General features: G+C 36.8%; 26 protein-coding genes. 21 read left to right on the top strand and 5 right to left on the bottom strand.

Going from position 1 to position 22873, the window contains the following annotated elements:
- Window positions 1-4 precede the first annotated feature (4 nt).
- Complete coding sequence (locus ACFTQ7_RS09145) at window positions 5-481, bottom strand: GNAT family N-acetyltransferase (RefSeq protein WP_386828236.1); 477 nt, start codon at window positions 479-481, stop codon at window positions 5-7.
- A 149-nt stretch (window positions 482-630) separates the two neighbouring features.
- Here ACFTQ7_RS09145 and ACFTQ7_RS09140 point away from each other — a divergent pair, with 149 nt between their 5' ends.
- The 12 genes from ACFTQ7_RS09140 to ACFTQ7_RS09085 all read left to right on the top strand — a co-directional run bounded on the left by ACFTQ7_RS09140 (window position 631) and on the right by ACFTQ7_RS09085 (window position 9162).
- Window positions 631-852 (top strand): hypothetical protein, encoded by a 222-nt coding sequence (locus tag ACFTQ7_RS09140; RefSeq protein WP_386828235.1) that lies wholly within the window; start codon window positions 631-633, stop codon window positions 850-852.
- Window positions 853-1020: 168 nt separating this feature from the next.
- A complete protein-coding gene (locus ACFTQ7_RS09135; RefSeq protein WP_386828252.1) occupies window positions 1021-1248 on the top strand; it encodes a GNAT family N-acetyltransferase in 228 nt (75 codons plus the stop codon).
- Window positions 1249-1517: 269 nt separating this feature from the next.
- A complete protein-coding gene (locus ACFTQ7_RS09130; RefSeq protein ID WP_349658200.1) occupies window positions 1518-1856 on the top strand; it encodes a magnetosome magnetite crystal formation protein family in 339 nt (112 codons plus the stop codon).
- Window positions 1857-1870: 14 nt separating this feature from the next.
- Window positions 1871-2635: a MerR family transcriptional regulator gene (locus tag ACFTQ7_RS09125; protein ID WP_386828234.1), complete on the top strand. Its 765-nt coding sequence runs from the start codon at window positions 1871-1873 to the stop codon at window positions 2633-2635.
- 420 nt (window positions 2636-3055) lie between these two features.
- On the top strand, window positions 3056-3604 hold the full coding sequence (locus ACFTQ7_RS09120) for a hypothetical protein (RefSeq protein ID WP_386828233.1): 549 nt from the start codon (window positions 3056-3058) through the stop codon (window positions 3602-3604).
- A gap of 419 nt (window positions 3605-4023) precedes the next feature.
- A complete protein-coding gene (locus tag ACFTQ7_RS09115) occupies window positions 4024-5085 on the top strand; it encodes a suppressor of fused domain protein (RefSeq protein ID WP_386828232.1) in 1062 nt (353 codons plus the stop codon).
- Window positions 5086-5251: 166 nt separating this feature from the next.
- Entirely contained in the window at window positions 5252-5722 is a 471-nt protein-coding gene (locus tag ACFTQ7_RS09110) for a DUF4259 domain-containing protein (protein WP_386828251.1), read from the top strand.
- A 149-nt stretch (window positions 5723-5871) separates the two neighbouring features.
- Window positions 5872-6345 carry a hypothetical protein gene (locus tag ACFTQ7_RS09105; RefSeq protein ID WP_386828231.1) on the top strand — a complete coding sequence of 158 codons (474 nt, stop codon included), beginning with the start codon at window positions 5872-5874 and terminating at the stop codon, window positions 6343-6345.
- Window positions 6346-6726: 381 nt separating this feature from the next.
- Entirely contained in the window at window positions 6727-6909 is a 183-nt protein-coding gene (locus tag ACFTQ7_RS09100; RefSeq protein WP_386828230.1) for a hypothetical protein, read from the top strand.
- Window positions 6910-7132: 223 nt separating this feature from the next.
- On the top strand, window positions 7133-7612 hold the full coding sequence (locus ACFTQ7_RS09095) for a nucleoside 2-deoxyribosyltransferase (protein WP_323645644.1): 480 nt from the start codon (window positions 7133-7135) through the stop codon (window positions 7610-7612).
- A 12-nt stretch (window positions 7613-7624) separates the two neighbouring features.
- A complete protein-coding gene (locus ACFTQ7_RS09090) occupies window positions 7625-7942 on the top strand; it encodes a YbjQ family protein (protein ID WP_386828229.1) in 318 nt (105 codons plus the stop codon).
- A 245-nt stretch (window positions 7943-8187) separates the two neighbouring features.
- Window positions 8188-9162 carry a helix-turn-helix transcriptional regulator gene (locus ACFTQ7_RS09085; protein ID WP_386828228.1) on the top strand — a complete coding sequence of 325 codons (975 nt, stop codon included), beginning with the start codon at window positions 8188-8190 and terminating at the stop codon, window positions 9160-9162.
- Between the two features lie 86 nt (window positions 9163-9248).
- Here the strand turns inward: ACFTQ7_RS09085 and ACFTQ7_RS09080 are convergent, their stop codons facing one another.
- Window positions 9249-9677 carry a hypothetical protein gene (locus tag ACFTQ7_RS09080; protein ID WP_349658189.1) on the bottom strand — a complete coding sequence of 143 codons (429 nt, stop codon included), beginning with the start codon at window positions 9675-9677 and terminating at the stop codon, window positions 9249-9251.
- Window positions 9678-9770: 93 nt separating this feature from the next.
- On the opposite strand from ACFTQ7_RS09080, the gene ACFTQ7_RS09075 reads away from it, so the two are divergent.
- On the top strand, window positions 9771-11459 hold the full coding sequence (locus tag ACFTQ7_RS09075) for an AAA family ATPase (protein ID WP_386828227.1): 1689 nt from the start codon (window positions 9771-9773) through the stop codon (window positions 11457-11459).
- A 48-nt stretch (window positions 11460-11507) separates the two neighbouring features.
- Here ACFTQ7_RS09075 and ACFTQ7_RS09070 read toward each other — a convergent pair whose 3' ends face one another.
- Entirely contained in the window at window positions 11508-11717 is a 210-nt protein-coding gene (locus ACFTQ7_RS09070; RefSeq protein ID WP_386828226.1) for a hypothetical protein, read from the bottom strand.
- Window positions 11718-12103: 386 nt separating this feature from the next.
- Here ACFTQ7_RS09070 and ACFTQ7_RS09065 point away from each other — a divergent pair, with 386 nt between their 5' ends.
- The 5 genes from ACFTQ7_RS09065 to ACFTQ7_RS09045 all read left to right on the top strand — a co-directional run bounded on the left by ACFTQ7_RS09065 (window position 12104) and on the right by ACFTQ7_RS09045 (window position 16663).
- Entirely contained in the window at window positions 12104-12622 is a 519-nt protein-coding gene (locus ACFTQ7_RS09065; protein ID WP_386828225.1) for a TetR/AcrR family transcriptional regulator, read from the top strand.
- Window positions 12623-12816: 194 nt separating this feature from the next.
- Window positions 12817-13239 carry a DUF3995 domain-containing protein gene (locus ACFTQ7_RS09060; RefSeq protein WP_386828224.1) on the top strand — a complete coding sequence of 141 codons (423 nt, stop codon included), beginning with the start codon at window positions 12817-12819 and terminating at the stop codon, window positions 13237-13239.
- 41 nt (window positions 13240-13280) lie between these two features.
- Complete coding sequence (locus ACFTQ7_RS09055; protein ID WP_386828223.1) at window positions 13281-13901, top strand: histidine phosphatase family protein; 621 nt, start codon at window positions 13281-13283, stop codon at window positions 13899-13901.
- A gap of 194 nt (window positions 13902-14095) precedes the next feature.
- Window positions 14096-14932, top strand: a complete 837-nt coding sequence (locus tag ACFTQ7_RS09050) for a D-alanyl-D-alanine carboxypeptidase family protein (RefSeq protein ID WP_386828222.1) — start codon at window positions 14096-14098, stop codon at window positions 14930-14932.
- Between the two features lie 465 nt (window positions 14933-15397).
- Complete coding sequence (locus tag ACFTQ7_RS09045) at window positions 15398-16663, top strand: polysaccharide deacetylase family protein (RefSeq protein ID WP_386828221.1); 1266 nt, start codon at window positions 15398-15400, stop codon at window positions 16661-16663.
- A gap of 63 nt (window positions 16664-16726) precedes the next feature.
- Here ACFTQ7_RS09045 and gltS read toward each other — a convergent pair whose 3' ends face one another.
- Together gltS and hutG are read right to left on the bottom strand one after the other, a co-directional pair.
- Window positions 16727-17911, bottom strand: coding sequence for a sodium/glutamate symporter (gene gltS / locus ACFTQ7_RS09040; protein ID WP_349658182.1), 1185 nt, complete (start codon window positions 17909-17911; stop codon window positions 16727-16729).
- Window positions 17908-18873 carry a formimidoylglutamase gene (gene hutG / locus ACFTQ7_RS09035; RefSeq protein WP_386828220.1) on the bottom strand — a complete coding sequence of 322 codons (966 nt, stop codon included), beginning with the start codon at window positions 18871-18873 and terminating at the stop codon, window positions 17908-17910. Before hutG ends, gltS begins: the two co-directional genes overlap by 4 nt.
- Before the next feature lie 140 nt (window positions 18874-19013).
- On the opposite strand from hutG, the gene ACFTQ7_RS09030 reads away from it, so the two are divergent.
- The 3 genes from ACFTQ7_RS09030 to ACFTQ7_RS09020 all read left to right on the top strand — a co-directional run bounded on the left by ACFTQ7_RS09030 (window position 19014) and on the right by ACFTQ7_RS09020 (window position 22845).
- The gene (locus ACFTQ7_RS09030) at window positions 19014-19901 is read left to right on the top strand and encodes a LysR family transcriptional regulator (protein ID WP_386828219.1); all 888 of its coding nucleotides are present in this window, start codon (window positions 19014-19016) and stop codon (window positions 19899-19901) included.
- Between the two features lie 935 nt (window positions 19902-20836).
- Entirely contained in the window at window positions 20837-22072 is a 1236-nt protein-coding gene (locus ACFTQ7_RS09025; RefSeq protein WP_386828218.1) for an acyl-CoA dehydrogenase family protein, read from the top strand.
- Window positions 22069-22845, top strand: coding sequence for an SDR family oxidoreductase (locus ACFTQ7_RS09020; protein WP_386828217.1), 777 nt, complete (start codon window positions 22069-22071; stop codon window positions 22843-22845). The genes ACFTQ7_RS09025 and ACFTQ7_RS09020 overlap by 4 nt, the downstream gene beginning before the upstream one ends.
- Window positions 22846-22873 lie beyond the last annotated feature (28 nt).

The raw sequence follows: 22873 nt of genomic DNA, 5'->3' as shown, positions 1-22873 counted from the left end.
TCTATTAAAGGTATAGGTTCATAACAATTTGCTCGCCAATACGTCCCATTCTTCTTTCCAGGTTATCGACAAAGCCAGCTTTTAAATACAAATTTTGAGCCGGAATATTTTTATGATTAACGACTAAAATGACTTCATTACAATCTTTAAATTTTCTTTTAATAAATTCAGGTAGTGCAAGCATCCCTTTTTTGGCATAGCCTTTTCCTTGTTGTTTATGGTCAATAGATAATGCAGTAAGCAGCATAGCTTTTGGATTAGTAGAGTATTCTTTTACTCTATCAGTTGCATGCAAGACAAAAAATCCTACAGGTACATTGTCACTCAAAATAACAATCGGATACTGACCAACCATTTCTATAGAAATCTCTTTTGGAAGGGCAGTAAATTGACTTTGTTCGTCCGGAAGCTCAAAGTCATTCAAACTATCCACATATTCTTCAGAGAAATGTACTAATTCGATGGTGTTCGTTTTTTGCATAAAATTTCCTCCTTCTTTATCATTTCAATACAAGAGCAAATGTTCGTTAATGGGCTTGATTTATAAATGGCGTATAATCATCTTTAATTTGATGATTAAATATAGTTAATCAACACTAAAAGAATTAAAAAATTAGGGGGGGATGGAAAATGGTTTTACTTAAGTATGATGTAGAGGAAACTGAGCTAACAATGTTTAAAGAAGTTTATCAATCTGTAGGATGGATAAAACATGATGAACGTATAATAAAAAAAGTTTTCAATGCAAGTACACATCAAGTTTTCGCAGTAAAAGATAAAAAAATTATAGGTTTCGCAAGAGCTCTTTCAGATGGTTTAACTTCTTTCAGCAAAAATCCCCCAATTCTGTAGGGTTAGATGAAAGAGGATTGAAGTTATTTTTCAGAGGATGTCCAAACATCAGCTGAAAGAAGTTAAAGCCTCCGGCGGATGTCATAGAATCGGTGAGGAGTTCTTTGTGCAAGCACAAAGCCGATTGTAGACGCAATTATGCCGAGGCATAATTGATTTGCTGCAGCTATTTATGATGTTGTCGTACATAGAGATTATCAAGGAAGAGGGATTGCCAGAACTCTTATAGATGACATCATTCAGCAATTAGGGGATGTTTCTTGTATTCAGTTAATTGCAACAACAGGAAATGAATCTTTTTATGAAAAGGTTGGCTTTAAAAAGTTGAAAACTGGTATGGCTATATACAAAAATCCTCAACTAGCCGAGGAGTATTTGGAAACAAATAAACCTTGAGGAGGAGAATAATTTTAGTGAGTCTTTATTCATGACAAAAAAGCTGTAGCGTACGGCATCGCTACAGCTTAATATTGTCTTGCTTAGGTTAGTCAGTAAATGAATTATATCATACAATACGGAAAACTAAAAATAACAACAGCTATTTATTACATATAAATTATTTAATGAATTTGTCCTTGAATCTCTAGTAGCGTCACCTTTTATGATGAATTTAGTTACTCAATTCAAAAGGTAACAATCAAAAAAGCTATTGGAGGAACGGCACAATGAAAAAAGAGAGTTTATTAAATAGAGGATTGGCAAGTTTAATGCACCTGTTCTCACTATTATTAACCTTTATTTTACCAATTTTGGTATACTTAGTATCGAGGGATAAGAATAAATATTTTGCTGACCATGCAAAAGAAGGGATGAACCTTCACTTTACTTTCTTCCCGATTTTTTTGTTATTAACTTTTATTTCTAAAAAATGGAGCGCGGTTTCAATGATTTCTTTTGCACTTATTATTCTTGAAACAATACTAATAGTAGTTGCTGCAATTTATACTTTAAATGGAAAAAAGTTTTCTTATCCCGTTATACGATACTTTAAAGTCAATCATTAAGGAGAGAATAATTTGTGGGGAAAGGTATATTTACGATAGGTGAGCTTGTGCAAAAGTCTGGTGTTAGTATTAGAACACTACGCTATTATGACAGTATAGACCTACTGAAACCAAGTGATTACACAGAGGGGGGACATAGACTATATTCGACAGAGGACCTATCTACTTTACAAAACATTAAGTCATTACAGTTTCTAGGCTTGCCGCTAAAGGAAATTAAAGATATGCTGCAAAAAAACAAGATTAAAGGTGAAAGTATCTTAAAATCTTTAAACGATCAAAAACAGTTGTTTGAAGCTGAAAAACTTGAAATCATAAATATATTATCCGATTTAAACCATCTTATTGAAACAGTGAAAGACGAAGAAATTATCAATATCGAGATATTTTGTTCTATGCTACAAAAATTAATGTTTGCTGAAAACACCGAAACATGGTTTAAAGAACACTTTTCAAAAGATATAACTGATGAATTATTTAGTATAAATAAATCTGAGGAAATCGATTTAGATAGAAAATGGACTAAAGTTTTATCAGAAATTAAACATTTAACGTTTACAGACGCTATACCTTCTTCAAAAGAAGCTCAAGAAACTGTTAGAACACTTCTACAGCTTATGAATGTAACCTTGAAAGGGAATTTAGATTTAGTTGAAAAAAAGCTACCATTTACAGAAACATTCAAATTTCCAAATCCTTTTACAGAACAGGAGCAGCTATTTTTAAAAGAAGCAATAAGTATATATCAAAATAATTGTCAGGAAACGGTGAAGAATTAAAGTATAATCAAGCATGAAAACGCAAATTGAAAAAATAGATAGCATGGAAATTATGCCCCACTTGTGACTAACAATTGGGGTACAGACCATTATTAGTTATCTGCTTCACTCCTTCTTTAGTTATCTAATAAACAATTAGCTCTCAAACTTTCATCACACCCTTCTACAATCACATTTCCTCTCGTACATACATATACCCAAGTACTCAGTGACACACATAAGAATACGATTCAAAACATATAAATAAAGGTGGTTTAAAAAACTCTAAAAGCATTTACGAAAAATTAAGAAAATATTCAGTTTTTACTAAGAAAAAATATAGTATCATAATATATACTTATAAAAACAGGAAATTAATGAAACCGATTGAATATTTAAAACGTATTGGTAGTAGGAAAGAATATTGAAGTAGGTGAGAAAATGGCACACACCATTTACATAGTATTAACAAAAACAGGTACATTATTATCAAAAGCTATAGGTATGTATACTGGAAAAGAGATGAATCATGCATCCATTGCTTTTGATGAGGAGCTCTTTGAAATGTATAGCTTTGGACGTCGACAATTAAACAATCCTTTAAGTGGGGGGTTTTTACGAGAAGATGCAGTCAGAGGGCTATTTGAAACAGCTGATTGTGTCATTTATCGTTGTAAAATATCCCATTTTCAATACTTAGAGATGATGAAGATCGTACATTATATGTATTGGAATCGCGATCGTTATAAATATAATTTTATTGGGCTCTTTGGCGTTATGATGCAAAGGGAGGTTCGAAGAGAGCGCGCCTATTTTTGTTCGCAATTTGTGGCGATGCTTTTAAAGGTTGGAGGGCTGAATGTTTATCAAAACCCAGCATTAATGACCCCTCATTGCATTTCACAATTACCTTATTTAGAAAAAGTATACGCAGGGAAGCTTGCAGACTATTTACAAAGTGTGCGTTCACCTGCAATGTTATACGGTTAAGGACAAACCTCGAATCATTTTAATTATTTTTTACCTTCGCTATTGATAACGCCTCGGCATATTTAGATATCGTCGAGGCTTCACTTGATGGTCACTCTAGGCCAAGGTCGATACAGATTGTCATTGGATATAATTCTTAAGTCCCGATAATTTACTCGACATCCTTCGTCGATTAATGAACATAAAACTATTCTGTTATAAAATTAAAGGTAAACAAGTTGGGTATTATTCTCTTTGGAGTATATTATATACTTTAAAGTAGAATCTGAAGTGATTATATTAGTAACGAAAGTGAAACGTCAGTTTTAGAAGTCTTCCATCTCAATAGTTGGGAGATGAATAGAGTTTAAGTTACTTTTCAGCGGGTGTCCAAACATCCACTAAAAGGAAGTTGAAAAATACATAAAGGGGCGTTATGGATGAGTGAAGAATTAAATACATCTGGCTGGGATGCAATTGATGAGGAATTATTAAAAATTTATGGGGAGCAAGAGCCGAAGCATTATGGAACCGTTATTCCCTATTTATTAGGGGGCGAAGATCCGCTTGAAGGAATCAGTGCCTATAAGAGTGATACACCAGTTCCACACTGGCATTTTGTCACTTATGGATTTTCCGAGTTATATGAGAAAGAATCAGAAAATGCTGGATACAGCGGATATGGATTTGAGTTAACATTTCGTCTTGACCGAAAAGAAGATGAGGTGGAGCCACCAGCATGGGCGTTGAATTTGCTACAAAACATGGGAAGATATGTGTTTAACAGTGGCAATGTTTTCAGATCAGGTGATTACTTGGATGCTAATGGTCCAATCTGCCAAGGGGCAGACACGCTTTTAACGGCACTTGCCTTTACGATAGATCCCGAGTTGCCTGCTATTGATACACCGAATGGACAAGTAGAGTTTATTCAAATGGTCGGTATTACAGGTGATGAGCTTGAGGCGATGCAAACGTGGAATACAATGGGTGTGCTAAATGCAGGTCTTGAGTATATCCCGAGCTATGTTACTGATTTATCTCGTGCATCTCTTTTACAGATTCTATCCATTGCAGGAGCGGTAGAAAAAGGAATGGAGGAAGATGGCTCTAGTACCGGCTTTTTATTCGTAGACCAACTAGCTTGGGAACAGGGCAAAAAGGGATTGTTCAGCAAACAAGCTAATAAGTTAACGCTAGGGGCAAAGCAAGCGGGAATAATCGGCAAGCTATTACGCGGACGGATTTTAAAAGAGAAAAGCCTAACCTTAGTTAGTCAAGAATTCCGTGTTGTATTTGAGCCGGGTGAAAAATGTGGGTATAACGTGGAGGAAACGGATGTTACCATTACTTTAAATGACAAGGCAGTTATGGAACTCCATCAAAGCTTGATGCCGCAAGAACAAGAGTTTGAAGTATCCTCTATACCGGGGCTTTCCATCCAAATTGCAAAAACATATATTAAAGATCAGCAAGGAAACGTTGTGGAAACAATCGGATGATAAAAAATAGTCTCCCACTAAAACGAACTGAAATCCAAATGATGTGCTTTGGATTCGTAGTGGGAGACTTTTGTCTATGTTTCTAGTTTCTCTCATAGTTATTAGCGGCGCGAAGGATAAGAAATTTGTAGGGATTGTTATATTTAAAATATGAAGGAGTTTTAATATAGGAGCATGGGGATATAAGCCATTAGAAAGCGATGAAGGCTTGGATGTAGTTGATTTTTTAGAGGACTATATCCAAAATAATGCAGAATCAAATCATATAGAGCTATCAGAGGTTATCAATGCGATGAAACTAGAGGGTTTTTTGGGGAAAAGCTTCGATGAAATTGATTTCCTTTTCGATATAAGTGCGATGGCGCTTGCAGAGCTTTATGTAATGTATCTTGATACAGGGAAATTATATGATGCAGAAGACGAATTTGAAAAAATACACTCAATAAATGTGGATGAGGAATCATTGAAGTTTATATTAAGATATTTAAATGATAGTAGAGCAGAAGTTCCAGATGCTGATGGTATTAGGGAAATCGTTGTATTATGGCGTGAATCAGAATGCTGGATTGAATGGAAATCTAACTTAGAATTTTTATACAATAGAGTTGAAAAGGAAATTATCCATTCTCTAAAATAACATTGGTATAGGGTACTTGGCGTTTAGAGCTAATTTTCCCTCCCTTGAAATCATGTAGTTATCAAGGGGGAAGCTCTTTACTTTTAGGAAATGGGAACAGAACTGAGCAATAGCATATTTAACATTCATTGTAAAAGGAGAGATTCATTTTGAAATATGAATTTTGGATAATGGCATCCATTGGAGAATTAGTTTATTATCCTGACGAATGGAAAGATGAATACATACCTCACCCGAACTTCCAAGCGATTATAAATGCTATTGGTATTCGTGCACCAATCGAGGATATTTACGAACGTTATTATAAACAGCCTGTACATACCGGTCATGTACTAGTGTTTTCCAATAAACAAAAACTAGATATGTGTATTGTTTTTGACACGTATCGAGACGCAATGGATCAGAGCGATATGATTAGATTCGGATGGAGAATCAGTGGAAAAGAAACTATAGAATCAGTAAAACAATTATCACGGCAACTTTATGATGAATGCGAGGATCCCACCGTATTTTACAAGGAAGGCCAATCTGTTCTCTACGAGGTACTAAAAGAACAAAGCTATCCACGTAAAATTTATGATAAAAAGGTATTTAAGCAGCAAATCAAAAGATACATAGTTTGAGATAACTCTGTCCTATTATCGCAAACCACACTACATGCATGTGTATACCCATTTCTTTATTTACCGGTAATCCAAATTCCGAAAACCTTTTTCTGCTATAATTAATGACAGTTGAGATAGGTGATAAAGATGCAGATCGTTAAATTACAATTGAAGGCGTTCCATATGAGTGGTTGAAGCGATTACAGGAATCATGCACATGTATTTATTGGAGCGAATTTACCATTAGAAAAACTTGAAAGTAAAGAAGGGCTCATTAGTTTAGTAGCAGTAGAAAATGAGAATATCATAGGCTTTAAACTAGGCTACACACATCCGGATGGAGTTTTTATAGCTGGTTGGTGTCCATGAAAAGAAACGTGGTCAAGGAATTGTCAATTAATGAGGCTGCAACATGGACACTTACAGGCACTTGATTTTAACTTCTTTCAGCAGAACTCTCCCATCTCTATAGGTGGTGAGATGAATGCGGATTTAAGCTGCTTTTCAGTGGATATCAAAACGCTCGCTGAAATAGAGGAACTTAGTCTAAGAGCGCCACGTCCTGTGGCATTACCGAAATGACCGACATCGTGTCGGCCCTCGTGCAGGCCTAAGCACAAAGCCGATTCCGGACGCAATTATGCCTCGGCATAATTGATAAAAGTTCGTACATATGGTAGAAATGAGCGAAAAGCAATGCTCATCACAAATATTAAACACGGATTTGATATTGTCTCAACTTTTGTGGATAAAAAAGATCAACATAAAATAGTGTTTGAAAAAATATTGGAATAGGAGTTTTAACATGAAGGCATACTTAGCAAATGGATTATTTTCTTTAGGAGATCGTTTAGTTAACGAACAGCTCGCTGCGGCAATTAGAGAGGCAGTACCCGGTATTGAATTATATGTACCACAGGAAAATGATGCGATAAACGATAAAACGGCCTATGCGGATAGTTTGGCGATTGCACAAGCAGATTTAGAAATGCTGCAAAATAGCGATGTATTAGTAGCTGTTTTAGATGGTGTTGAGATTGATTCAGGTGTAGCAGCAGAAATAGGTGCATTTGCGATGCTGGATCGTCCAATCGTAGGTGTCTTTACAGATGTTCGTCAACAAGGTCGGGACAATATGATGAAAATAGAGGCACTTGTGCGGGACGGAATTGAAAATCAGTTTGTTTATCGTAATTTATTTGTTATTGGTTTAATTAAGCGCACGGGAGTAATTACGACTTCCATCGCAGAAGCTGTTCAAGCTGTTCAAAAATATAAAAAATAGAAGGAGACCTGTATGCTATTATCAACAACAGATACTTTGGCGGGGAAAGAAATTGTAGAAACGATAGGTTTAGTAAAAGGTAATTCAGTACAATCAAGAAATGTTGGTCGTGATATGATAGCTGGACTTCGCAATATTGTCGGAGGAGAGATGAAGGAGTATGCAGAAATGCTCGTTCGATCCAGAGAAATTGCCACGCAAGCTATGGAGGAAGAAGCAAGACGACTAGGGGCAAATGCCATTGTTGGCGTAAGATTTTCCACATCATCTGTGATGGATGGCACATCAGAGGTATTAGCATACGGAACAGCAGTAAGAGTAAAAGAATAACGGGTAAGGGCTTCAATCAACGAGGTTGAAGCTCTTTTTTATTTGCCACTACGGAATTAGTTGGTAAAAATAAAGTTAATTATAACAAAAGTATAGTATGTTTAGTCTGTATAATGGTTATTGTTTCTAATTAGTATACACCAATTATACCAAAGTTATAGAAAAAACATAGTTAAAAGGACTAATAGTGTCCAACTAATTTTGTATAATAGAGTTGTAACTATGAAGAAAGAGTGGGATATACGGTGGATTCACAACAAAACAAAGGCTATCGTGTCATTTCGATGTTTGACAGATTGATAGATGGTCAAGGAATTAACAAAAAACAAGAAGCATTTACACATAATGTTGGGGAAAAAACAATACAACGGGATTTGAATGAAATTCGAGCGTATTTGGAAAAAGCTAAATTGGATAGTCATTTAGAATATGTTCGGACCGAAAATGTGTACAGGCTGACAAATACAGGGGAAAGTAATTTATCGAAGGAGCAAGTTTTAGCGATTGTAAAAATTCTGATCGAATCAAGAGCGCTGCTAAAATCAGAAATGAGCGATATTATAGATAAGCTTATTTCGATTGTTGCAGCCGATAAGCAGGAGTTTATTCGCAATATTATTTTAAATGAAAAGCATTTGTATGTAGATTTACATCATAAAAAGTCTCTATTGTGTTTAATTTGGGCTCTGTCAGAGGCAATTCAAAAAAAGAAAATCATTAAAATTGATTATTTACGTGAAGGTGAAGCAATTCCGACAGAAAAGATTTTAAAACCACTCGCCGTTATTTTCTCAGAATACTACTTTTATTTAATTGCTTACGATAATAAGGTCGAAAAGGATTTGCCCATTGTCTATAGAGTCGACCGTATACAACATTTACAAGAACTCGAACAAAAATTTCAAATACCCTATACCGAACGTTTTCAAGAAGGAGAGTTCCGTAAGCGTATTCAGTTTATGCATGCTGGCGAGCTGTTACGTATGAAATTTATCTTTAAAGGAACATCCCCGCAAGCGGTTTTAGATCGCTTACCAACAGCAAACATAGTATCTAAAAAAGATGAGCATTATTTATTTGAAGCAGAAGTTTTTGGACATGGTATTAAAATGTGGCTGCTGAGCCAAGGGGCAAACATTGAAGTGCTAGAGCCAATTGAGCTTAGAGAAGAGATCATTGAAACGATTCAATCGATGCAGGAAAACTACCGCTATATATAATAAACAAAAGCAATCCACAAATAAACGATAAAAATCCGCGTAGAATCTAACCGAAGCGGATTTTTACCGTTTAAGAATGAAAATATCTAAAAAAGATCCTCAAAAAAGGTCATATTAAATTGATCTAAAAGCTTGTAATCTTTCATATAGTTTTCCTCATACAAATAAACGAATAAATGCTTTGAGTTATCTAATCGTATGCCTATTTCTAGGTTATCACTATTACGTAATGTTAGCCAATAAGCCTCGTCATAATCTGAATTGGAAAAATAGACTTTTCGAAGTGACTGATCTTCAAATTGCTGCATTATTTGATTGATTGTAGCTACATCTGTAATAGTGATTGTTTTGTTATCAGAGGAACGGATCAATTCAATTTCATTAATTTGTTCAATATCAAATCGTTCAATTACCTCCTTATCAAATGTTGAATCGCGCGTTAAAAATATGGTTGAAGCATATAAGATGAGAAGAGGTAATAGGATGCCGATTAATATTTTGTATCGTTTTTTCATGTTAAACTCCTTAAATTCTGAAAATTTGTATATATGTATTCTTTCCCACGCTATAATTGAGCATATACTGAATGGATAAAGGATGGCAACCAAATGACGCATAATCATGAAGAAAAAGAGATATTGTATCCAGATGGTACATTAATGTATCGTGGCGGTGTGAAGAAAAATGACTTTGGTCATGACATTTATGATGGAAAGGGTACGCTATTTGACCAAGAAGGTGAGCTTTTATTCGAGGGAGAATTCATCAACCATATGAAGCAAGGTAACGGCATCATGTATTTAAAAGGCCAAATAATATACCAGGGCGAATTTATTCAAAATAAAAAACAAGGTAATGGTATTTTATATAAGAGCGGTCACGTATATTACGAGGGGCAATTTCGTAATGATTTAATGGAAGGTTATGGGGTTTTATATTATGAGGAAGATGGTATTGCCCCATTTAAAGAGCTTCGTGAACTGTATCCGCATTTAAATCAACCACAATATGAGGGTGATTTTGTTCATGGCATGAAGAAAGGCAAGGGAAAGCAATACTATCCAAGTGGTTTTTTACAATATGAAGGTGATTTCATATGGAATCATATGCAAGGGGCAGGAAAGCTGTATTATGCACCAGAATCGCCAAGTGCTGAGGAGCTTGCAAAGGGTGTAACATCCCTTCTGTACGATGGCTATTTCTTTGAGGATATGAAGCATGGAAAAGGTAAGAACTATTCCAGACAAGGTGTACTTGAATCGGAGGGCCAATTTAAAGAGGATGCTATGACAGGACAGGGTACTCTTTATTATGCTAATGGACAGGCTACTTATATTGGGGAACTTGTAAATGGAACAAAGCACGGCCGAGGAGATTATTTTAATAAAGAAGGAAAAATTATTTATAGTGGTGAATTCATTAACGATGAACGTTTACGAATAACGCCAGAAATAGAACGAGAGATTGAAAAATTACAGAAGCAGCTTGATGGGCTTGTAGGACTTCCTAATGCTAAGAAGGAGTTACATAATTTAATCAATTTCATAAAAATTCAAAGCTTGCGTGTCGACCATGGTTTAACAAGCTTCCCAATCACCTATCATCTTGTGTTCTCCGGAAATCCAGGTACAGGAAAAACAACAGTGGCGCGCATTATAGGCCAAATATATAAGCATCTTGGTGTACTCTCTAGCGGTCATTTTGTGGAAACGGATCGTGCCGGCTTAGTAGCAGGGTATGTTGGTCAGACGGCTTTGAAGGTCCAGGAAGTTGTGAATAAAGCAAAGGGCGGCGTGCTCTTTATAGATGAAGCTTATTCACTAATTCATGATAAACAGGACGCATTTGGTAAAGAAGCAATTGATAGCCTATTAAAGGCAATGGAGGATTTACGTGATGATTTAGTTGTGATCGTTGCTGGTTATACAGAGCTCATGGAGGAATTTTTGCTCGCTAATCCAGGATTTAAGTCGCGCTTTAATCACTTTGTGCAGTTTGATAACTTTAGCACAAATGAGCTTTATGATATTTTTGCCATGCTATGTAAAAATAATGATTACCAGTATCGGGACGTATTTGCGCACCATATGAAGGAGCAATTACATCAAATTCCAGTCGAATCCATTCCAAACTTTTCGAACGGTCGTTACATACGAAACTTATTTGAAAAGCTCGTGACTATTCAGTCAAACCGCTTAATTCAAAAGAAAGAAATTACAAGAGAAGAATTAATGGAATTTACAGAGCAAGATATTTTGCTTGGTATAGCAGAAAATCTATTTGCTAACACATTTTAACTTATTTCAGCGGGTGTCCAAACGCTCGCTGAAATAAAGGAACTCAGGCTAAGTGGCATCTACTGAGTGATCAACGTCGTGTTGTTGCTGACGCTTCGCTTTCGCACAGACAAAACGTGTTGCTGACGCTTCGCTTTCGCACAGACAAAACGTGTTGCTGACGCTTCGCTTTCGCACAGACAAAACGTGTTGCTGACGCTTCGCTTTCGCACAGACAAAACCTGTTGCTGCCGCTGCGTTAGCACTACGCTTTCGCACAAAAAACATCTGTTGGCCCAAGCCTCCGGCGAATGTCACGGAGAATCGGAAAGGAGTTCTTTGCAAGCATAAAGCCGATTCTGGACGCATTTTGCCGAGGCATGATTCATAAGTTATCGTTGAGGCCAGGAATAAATTAAAATTTAGCCTCAGCTATTTACAAAAGAATAAATATGATCAATAAAATGAAAAAAGGAGAGAAAGATGAAAAAACTTTTAGCTTTTATATTAATATGCGCTTGTATTTTACCAAGGGTTATGAACATAAATATTACGATCAACAATAACATTAAAGTACATAAACAGAATGAATAATTGACAAAAAATGAAAGTAGTAGTAATCTAACTAAAAAACATACGCAACCGTATCTTATTGGAGAGATAACATGCAATTAACGAGGGAAGATTGGATAAAAGCAGGATTACAACAATTAGCTGATGAAGGAATTCATAAAGTTCGCATAGAAGCACTTGCTCGATTGCTAAAAATAAGTAAAGGGAGCTTTTATCACTATTTTCGTGACCACCAAGAGCTGTTAGATTCTATGCTCGACTATTGGGAAGTGCATGCAACAAAGCTCATTGTTCAAAGTATGGAGCAACCGGATGCCTCATTAGAACAGCTATTACAAATTAGTTTTAATCGAGATAAAAAGATGGAGATTGGCATTTATACTTGGGCAAAATATGATCCTGGTGTTGCAGAACGCTTAGTTAATATTGAAGAACAAAGAATTTCGTGTGTTGCGAAATTGTATCAAAAAATAGGCTTAGAAGAAACTGAATCAATGAATCGAGCGAGACTTGCCTATTTAACGTATGTAGGATGGATGACAAGGTTTGAAGAAAATCCTAATTTTGATATTGATAAAATGGTTGAACTTTTAACTTCTTTCAGCGGTTGACAAAATATCTGTTTTTGCTGTCACTACGCTTTTGCACAAAATTTCATGACCGAATCCGGCCGCAATTATGCCGGGAATAATTGAATACACGATTTTAAATGTCCCTAATATAGTTATAGAACTTGAAGGGACAAATTTAACCGCATAACATACGATGGCGTATGTTATGGAGTAACGACATTGGAGGCAACTATATGCAATCAATTTTACCGTTAATAGCTGTGGGGTTTCTGTGGTTTATCAGTTTTTTGCATGTGTATTGGGCTTTTGGAGGGCGATGGGGTTCTGGTGCTGTAATCCCAGTAAGAAAGGGAGAGCATAAACCTGCATTTACTCCGAGAAAATGGGGCACATTATTCGTAGCCATTTTTATTCTATTTGCTAGTATCATTATCGTTGTGCAAGGTGATTATTTACTGGGCTTCAAAGCAAATAGCCTTTCAAAAATCGGAAGTATTGTCTGTGCTATCGTTTTTACTATTCGGGCGATTGGTGATTTTAATTACGTTGGATTTTTCAAAAAAATAAAACATTCACAGTTTGCTAAATACGATACTTGGATCTACAGTCCATTATGTTTGTTCTTTGGAATTGTCTATATCTTACTAGTATTTTAAAATGAGAGACAGATAGGGAGAATTTATAGGGGGAAACAATATTGAATCAAACGATTTACTTACTCCGTCATGGGGAAACGGAATTTAATACACAAGGACGATACCAAGGAGAGCTCGATACTTCATTAACAGAAATGGGTGTACAACAAGTACAACAGAACGCACAAATGCTGAAAAGTTTAATTGGAAATCCTGATGAATGGAAAATTGTGTCGAGTCCATTAGGAAGAGCGATGCAAAGTACTGAAATCATTTGTGAAACAATAGGATATGATGTGAAAAAGGTTGAAAAAGATGAACGATTAACTGAGGTTGCTGTGGGACAATGGGCAGGGTTAACAACGAAAGAAATTGAAAGTTCTTGGCCAAACCTTTTACAAAATACAGATGTGTATAACTGGTATTTTAATGCGCCTAATGGAGAAGCTTATGACTCGGTAGTGAGCAGACTAAGTACTTGGTTAAAAGACATTCAACATGTACCAAATGTGATTGCTATTTCCCATGGTCTAACAAGTCGTATTTTACGAGGAATTTATGCAGATTTAAAAAAGGAAGACGCACTGAAGCTAGAAGTGTCTCAAGATGTATTTTTTAAATTAACGGATAACACGATCACTAGAATATGCTCAGATTTTGATGATGTTTATCTTCATTTATAATGTTTTTTCACGAAAGAGTAGCGACAGGTACAGAAGACTCCTGCCTTTGAAGGTGGAGATGAATGAAGATAAAGTCTCCTGACGCAATTACACCAAGGCGAAATTAATTAAAAAACCTTAAGAATTTCTTCATAAATTTCCTACAGGAATAATCATAAATGCCTCCTATTATAATGAGTGGGGGGCGTTTTTTTATGAAGAAATTTGTCGTATTTTGTTTTATATGTGCGGTTGCATTCTTTTTTTATTATACAAATAACTCAACGGAACAAACCGAAATAGAGCTACCTTCGTTGCATAGTAAAAATGCGTTGTTGCTGAATGCAAAAGGAGATATATTATTCGAAAAAAATGCAGATGCCATTATTTATCCTGCATCATTAACGAAAATTATGACAGCGATTGTTGCCATTGAAATGACTACTGATCTGCAGAAGCAAACAATCGTTGAACCACAAACGATTTCTAAATTTACTGCTCAAAATGCGTCCATGGCAGGCTTTAAGGCAGGAGATTTTGTGACGATAGAGGATTTATTATATGGTACATTGCTTGCTTCTGGGGCAGATGCTACAGGAACACTTGCGGATGCGGTTGCAGGAAGTGAAGAATCATTTGTGACATTAATGAATAATAAAGCACATGAATTAGGGTTGAATGATACTCATTTTGTGAATACCAGCGGATTACATGATCCTGCTCATGTCTCAAGTGTACGAGATATTAGCAAGCTGTTTCGTTATGCTATCGAGAATCCTATCTTTTATCAAATTTTGACTTCAAAAAGCTATAGTACTCATGTGCCTAATGCATTAACGATAACAAGCTCACTTTTGACGAAAATACCAGGCGGAGAAGGTGCAATATTGGGAGGGAAAACGGGCTATACACCTGAAGCGGGTCTTTGCTTAGCGTCAATAATCGAAAAAGATGATAAACGATATATATTCGTGACGACGAATGCGGATGGGCAGGCCTGGACACCACCATTCCATATTGAAGATGCTCTGACAGCGTACGATTCGCTGTAGGGAAAAATATGAAAAAATAACAACTTTTTAATCGTTTCAACCGTCTTCTTAATAGGGAGCACACATAAACACTTGAAAAAAGGCGTCTTGGGAGCCTTTTTTCGAAATATATGGGATAGCTATCACGGTAGTAAGCTAGGGAATACAATCGATCAGTTTTTGATGTAAGAGGGGAGGTGTTATGTGATCATTGAAATTTTTTTAGAAAAAAATAAGCAAACAATTCAACAATATGCCGTATGTATTACTTGATTGGAGTAGATTGGGCGACTCTAGGAAAGCGCCCAGCCCGAAACGGAAATCAATCCTACGTTATAGTGTGTTCCATTTTTATTCACAATAACTAGTTAATTCCTACTATTTCCTGGTACAATCTATTAATCTATAATTAGAGTCGAATTCTATACTTTAATAGAAAAAGCACATGAGAAAAGACATCTGTGATGAAAAGGGCGGTGTAGAACAATGAAAAAACTTTTACCCTTTGCAATTATTTTGACATTTTTAATTAGTTTTGTGTTTGTAGATAATGAAGCTGCAAATGCTGGGGGTACATCTGTTATTCAATCAGTAGCTAAAGACACAGTAATTTATGAAGAACCTTCCGTAGAAAGTACCGAAATTGGTCAAATAACGAAAGGTAGTTATGTAACAGCTACACCTGTAAGTAAGAAATGGACTCAAATTAAAGTGCAACAGCTAGAGGGATATGTTGAAACGGCAGAATTAGTAAGCACTACACCTGAAATTTATTTAGTGACGCAAAAAGGCGGAACATCTTTATTTACATATCCTAGTCCCAATGCACAAAAAACGGGACTGCTTAATGAAAACAGTATTATCTTTGTATATGGATCAGCACCTGGAGGTTGGTCATTTGTTCAATATGGCCATCAAACAGGCTATGTTGCAACAAATTCTTTAAAGAAACCTGTTGCGACAACAAAACGAGTAAATGCTGCTAATGGCGCTGTGCTTCGTTTAACTGCTAGCCCAAATGGCGAGATTCTTGGTACGATTGCTAATAAAACAGTCGTTCAACAGTACACAACGCTAGTTGGTTGGGCCTATGTAGAAGCAGGTGAACAAAAGGGCTATGTGAAAGCTTCAGAGCTGGCAAATATCCAAATACCTGGTAATAAAATATATAACAAAGGTGTACCAGTAGCGAAAGGGGAAAAGAAACGTGTGGCTTTAACATTCGATGATGGGCCAGATGCAAAAGTTACCCCACAAATTTTAGCGACTTTAAATAAATATAATGCAAAAGCAACATTTTTTATGGTTGGGCCAAACGCCTCTAAAAACTCAGCAATCGTAAAGAAAGTTTATGAGGCAGGTCATGAAATAGGTAATCATACATGGAACCATCCAAAGTTAACAGGCTTATCGCCAGCAAATGTTAAACAAGAGGTTGATCGAACTAGCAATGCTATTTATGCATCCATCGGTCAATATCCAACGGTTTTCCGTCCACCATATGGTGCAGTGAATGATAAAGTTCGTTCTGTCATTACAATGCCTTCTATTCTATGGTCAATCGATACATTAGATTGGAAGCATCGCAATGCTGATAAAATATTAGCGTCTGTGAAAGCATCAGTGAAAGATGGCAGCATTGTTTTAATGCATGATATTCATCAAACGACAGCAAATGGTTTGGAAAATGTAATTCTTTACTTGCAAAAGCAAGGCTATGAATTTGTAACTGTTAGTGAAATATTACAATAATCTATAGGCAATAAAATAAGGCCGTGTAACTGTCTAACTAAGACAATTGCACGGCCTTATTGATTATTTAAATAGATTAATAGTCGTAATAATAATTGGAATACCGAATACGTCGATTAAAAACGCTCCTACAATTGGTACGACAAGAAATGCTTTTTTCGATGGACCGAAGCGTTGGACAACTGCTGACATATTAGCCATCGCATTTGGCGTTGCCCCCAAGCCGTGTCCGGCAAAACCGGCAACCATAACTGCAGCATCGTAGTTTTTACCAAGAATCTTAAATAATACAAAGATACTAAATACGACAATGAAGAATACTTGTGCGAAAACAATAATGAATAATGGAAGTGCTAAATCAGCAATTTCCCATAATTTAATACTCATTAGTGCCATAGAAAGGAAGATCCCTAATGTTACATCGCCGATTAAAGAAATGCTTTTCATGTTAATCGCTTCAGGGTTAATTTTATCCATAATATTGCGCACTAGGACAGCTACAAACATTGCACCAACATAGCCCGGTAGTACGAAGCCAGTAGCTTCTGAGAATAATGTTCCAACATATGTACCTATTGCCATACAGAACGTGATGAATAATACTTGTGTAAAGAATGAATCAGATGTAATTTGTTCATTTTTATTTTCAAAATCAACTTCTTCAGTTTCTTGTTCATCTGGCGTTAAATTGTATTTACCAACTAAGTACTTAACAATAGGACCACCGATTAAGCCACCAGCTACTAAACCACATGTAGCTGCCGCCGCACCGATTGTCATGGCTGAAGAAATACCTAAGTCTTCTAATGTTTGTCCGAATGCTGCAGCGGCACCATGACCGCCTTCCATAGAAACAGCGCCAGCCATCATACCGATTAATGGATGAATCCCCATTAGTGAAGCAAGTGACACACCAATAACATTTTGCATTAAAGCTAAGAAACCACAAGCTAACCAATAAATAACTAATAATTTTCCACCAAGCTTCACAAGTTTAAAGCTAGCCCCTAAACCAATTGTTGTGAAGAAAGTAATCATAAATAAGCTTTGTAACGACGTATCAAGCGAAATTTCTATGACGTCTGTTGTCTTTAGAATAGTTGCTAATGCGGCGAATAGTAAGCCACCAACAACAGGCGCTGGTATACAAAACCTTTTTAAAAAACCGATTTTATTAATAAGCCAGCTGCCCAATGCGAATAGGGCAACCGCTAGAAATACTGTTGTAATTTGATTAAATTCGATCATGAACCATGTCTCCTAAGTAAGTGATTTAGTGCTTCATAAACAAAATAAGCACCTAATTTAACTGTGTGTCCGTTCTCATCCAGTGAAGGATTTACCTCACAAATATCAAAAGAATGTGTATTTGGGTGCGAAGTTACTGTTTGAAGTATTGTGCGAACAGTTTTTGGATCAAGTCCAAACGGTGATGGAGCACTGACTCCTGGTGCAAATGCAGCGTTTAGCACATCCATACATAACGTTAAAAGGATATAATCATGATTATCCATAAATTGCTGAAGATCATGTAAGATTTGCGCCATATTTTCTGACGTCAGGTTATCTTCTAACACATAATTTACATTCAACTCATCTGCTTTATCAAATAGCTCTTTTGTATTACCGTAACGTTGTATGCCTAGGACAAAGTAATCGGCATGTGGATCCTGCTCTAAAATCTGACGGAACATTGTGCCAGACGATGGTTGTTCATCATATGGTCGTAAATCGAAATGAGCGTCGATATTGACGATCCCAATTTCAGCATCTTTAGGTAACGCTGAGCGAACACCTAAGTAATGTCCGTATAGTGTTTCGTGTCCTCCGCCAAGCACGACACATTGTAATTTTTTACTTAGCAATGTTTTGACAATTTCACCGAGCTCACGCTGTGCTTCTTCTAATGCATGATTTAGACAAATAACGTTACCGACATCTATAATTTGCTGTTCATCATCAAATGTCCAAGGTAGGCTAGATAATGCCTCTCGCAGAGCATTAGGTGCACTTGCTGCGCCTATACGTCCTTGATTACGACGTACACCTTCATCACAAATAAAGCCAATAATCCCGGCATGGTGATTATCTGAGGCACTGACATCATTAATAGGAATTCTTTTTACTTTTTGATGTAAACGAAAACTACTCGTATTAGTAATTGAATCTATACGACCTTTCCATTGTTTTTGATCTGTCACTGTATACATATCAGTATCAACTCCGTTTCCAATATTATTGTAGTGAAAATATTGTTATGAATAAATTATATATTCGCATAATTATAATATCTAATATATAATTATTATTAATCTATAGCTTTAAACTATAAATGGGGAGGGGTGTTGTTGTGGATATTAAACAATTGCAATATTTTATAGCAGTTGCGGGGCAAATGAATTTCTCGAAGGCTGCTGAAAAACTGCATATTTCTCAGCCTTCTCTAAGTAATGCTATCAAAAAATTAGAGCAAGAAATTGGTTCACCTTTACTTGAAAGGAATACTAGAAACCTTCAATTAACAGAAGCAGGCGAGCTTTTATATGAACGAGCAAAAGTTATATTGAAAAACATGGAAGTTTTAAAAATAGAAATGGATGAGGTCATCGTACGTGGCACGAGCGAAATAACGATCGGCATTATGGAGTCGATTAAGCATTGGCTCCCAAAAGTCATTACAGAGTATAAAAAAGAGTATCCCCAAATGATGATTCATCTAGTAGATATTTTAGGAAGTAAACGTGTGGAAAAATCGCTTAAAAGCTATAAAACACATTTAATTATTACAAATCAAATCATGGAAGATGAGGATCTCGAAGTTAAATGCTTATATGAAGAGCGACTTGTAGCCGTTTTACCATTAAATCACCCTTTAGCAGAAAAGGGAAGGTTGACGATCGCCGATTTAAGTGAGGAGCCATTTATTATAAGTACAGAGGGCTTTCAAACGAGACAAGATATTTTAGATGCATTCGCAAGGGCTGACAAAAACATTAATATACAATTTGAAATTGAACGTTTTGAAACGGCTGTATCTCTAGTACGTGAAAATTTAGGGATTACCATTCTACCTGAAAATTATTTAAAAGGTCCTACAGCTAAAACGATTGTACAAAAAGAAATAGATTGTCCTAATTTGCGACGAAATGTGTATGTAGTGTATTTAAAAAACCGTCATCTACCTTTAGCTATTCGTCAATTGCTTACTGATGTTATGACAGTAGGCAAAACGCTTTAAAATGTTAAAGACAGATATAATTGAAGAGTAACTTCTTTGAATGAGAAGTTACTCTTTTTATCTTACTTTTCGCTTACCAATTTTAAAAAGAAGAGGCTCACTGGACGACCTAGGAAAATCAACCCCACGCTATGGTAATGAGCCATACAAGGGAATTTCTTATAAGTTTTAGTCCTTCATCAGAAGTTTGAGATGTCATTTTGAAATGCATGTCATGTGAATATGTTGATTGTAGTGGAGGCTGGCGACTCCTTGGGGATCAGCAATAGAGGAACGAAGGCTAAAACCATCACGTCCTGTGATAACGCCTTCGTGACCAAAATCGTGCTGTTGCTGTCGCTGCGCTTTCGCACAAACAAAACCAAAACCTGCTGCTGCCGCTACGTTGCACTCACGCTTTCGCGCAAAAGACATCTGTTGGCCCGAGACCCTGCAGCGCAGCGGATGTTTTCTGTGCGAAAGCGTAGTGCTAACGTAGCGGCAGCAAATGTTTTAAATGTGCGAAAGCGAAGGAGCGACAGCAACACCAAAAGCGGCTCATCGGATGCCCCCAGGAAGCTCTGCTCTGCGCGAAAGCGAAGCGACAGCAACAAAGCGTTCAGCCGGAACGGAAATCAACCCCATGCTATGATGATGAGCTAAAGTAAAAAAAGCGACTATGAAAATACCAAATCATAAAATTTTTAATCAAAAGAAGCTATTTCGATTTTAATATACATATTATGTCAAAATAATTTTTGGCTTGAGTTTTATTATCATAATGTGATGCCTTATTTGGTTAAAATGTTGTCTTAAGTATGAATTTTCTCTATAATTCAAATTTTTGATTAATAGACATTGATTTACAAGAAATATAGCGGTAACATTTAATGTAAGAATAAAAATGAATATTCATTCATTTGTCATTTTGATGTTCAAACAAAGGGGGCTTTTTTATGAACTTTTCTTATACCGAAAAAGTAGTAGAACTGCAAGAGAAGCTGACAAATTTTATGGAGCAATACATTTATCCGAACGAGGCAGTGTTTGCTGCACAGGTAGAGGCAATGGAGGATCGTTGGGGAGCGATTCCACCAATTATGGAGGAATTAAAGCAAAAAGCAAAAGAAGCGGGCTTATGGAATTTATTTTTACCAGATAGCGAATATGGAGCAGGTTTGACGAATTTAGAATATGCACCTTTATGTGAAATAATGGGACGCTCTTTACTTGCACCAGAAGTTTTTAATTGTAATGCACCAGATACGGGAAATATGGAGGTACTTGTGCGTTACGGCTCAGAACAGCAGAAAAAACAATGGCTAGAGCCGTTATTACGTGGGGAAATACGTTCCTGCTTTGCAATGACTGAGCCAGCAGTTGCCTCTAGTGATGCAACAAATATCGAGGCAAGCATTGAACGTGATGGCGATTATTATATTTTAAATGGACATAAGTGGTGGACAACAGGAGCTGGGGATCCACGCTGTAAAATCGCCATTTTTATGGGGAAACATAAAGATACTACAGCACCTATCCATGAGCAACAGTCGATGATCTTAGTGCCGATGGATACTCCTGGAGTGAAAATTGAGCGTATGCTTACTGCATTTGGCTATGATCACGCACCAGAAGGACACGGTGAGGTGACGTTTACGAACGTTCGAGTGCCTGTTGAAAATATATTGTGGGGAGAAGGAAAAGGCTTTGCGATTGCACAAGGTCGTTTAGGGCCAGGTCGTATCCATCACTGTATGCGTCTTATTGGAGCCGCTGAACGTGCATTTGAGGAAATGTGTGTGCGTGTAAGTGAGCGACACGCTTTCCATCGAGCACTCGCAGACCAAGGTGTGATGCGCGAGCGTATTGCGGAGTCCCGTATTGATATTGAGCAGGCAAGGCTCTTAACGTTAAAAGCGGCGTATATGATGGACACAGTAGGGAATAAAGAGGCGAAAGCAGAAATTGCCATGATTAAAGTAGTGGCGCCAAATATGGCATTAAGAGTGATTGACCGAGCGATTCAAGCATTCGGTGCTGCTGGAGTAGGACCTGATACGACGCTTGCTGCACAATGGGCAAACTCCCGTACATTACGATTAGCAGATGGACCGGATGAAGTGCATCGTAACACAGTTGCTAAGCTGGAGCTAAAGAAGCATGTCAAAAAACAAGAGGAGCTGGTTAAATGACGGTACTAGATTTATTTAGCTTAAAAGGGAAAACGGCCATCGTAACAGGCGGAGGTCGTGGTCTTGGAGCTCAAATCGCACAAGGCTTTGCAGAAGCAGGTGCCAACGTTGTACTTTGCTCAAGAAAGGTTGAGGCATGCGAAGAGGTAGCGGCAGAATTAGCTGATTTAGGTGTACAAACATTAGCGCTTGCCTGTGATGTAACAAAGCCAGAAGATATAGCGAATGTAGTGTCAAAAACGCTTGAAACATTCGGTCAAATTGATATTTTAGTCAATAACAGTGGGGCGTCTTGGGGTACTCCTGCTGTTGAAATGCCATATGAAGCTTGGCAAAAAGTCTTCGCTGTTAACGTCAATGGTACATTTTTAATGAGCCAAGCTGTTGGCAAAATAATGCTAGAACAAAAGAGTGGAAAAATCATCAATATCGCTTCGGTTGCAGGGCTTGGTGGTACATTACCTGAATTCATGGATACAATTGGTTATAACGCAAGTAAAGGCGCGGTCATTACGCTAACGAAAGATTTAGCCGTAAAATGGGGACCATATGGCGTTAATGTAAATGCGATTGCTCCAGGATTTTTCCCAACAAAAATGTCAAAGGTTTTAATTGAGCGCGGACAAGATTATTTAATGGGCGTGACGCCGTTAAAACGATTAGGAACTGAAAATGACCTAAAAGGTGTTGCATTATTTTTAGCCGCAGCTGCCTCAGATTACATTACGGGGGATGTTTTAGTTGTGGATGGCGGTATGAGCTCAATCATTTAACTTCTTTCAGCAATTATTTTCTGTAGCG

This window comes from Lysinibacillus sp. NPDC056959 (genome assembly GCF_042674095.1).
Taxonomy (GTDB): domain Bacteria; phylum Bacillota; class Bacilli; order Bacillales_A; family Planococcaceae; genus Lysinibacillus; species Lysinibacillus zambalensis.
The sequence above is the reverse complement of the archived record's forward strand: the minus strand, read 5'-3'. Positions and strand labels throughout refer to the sequence as shown.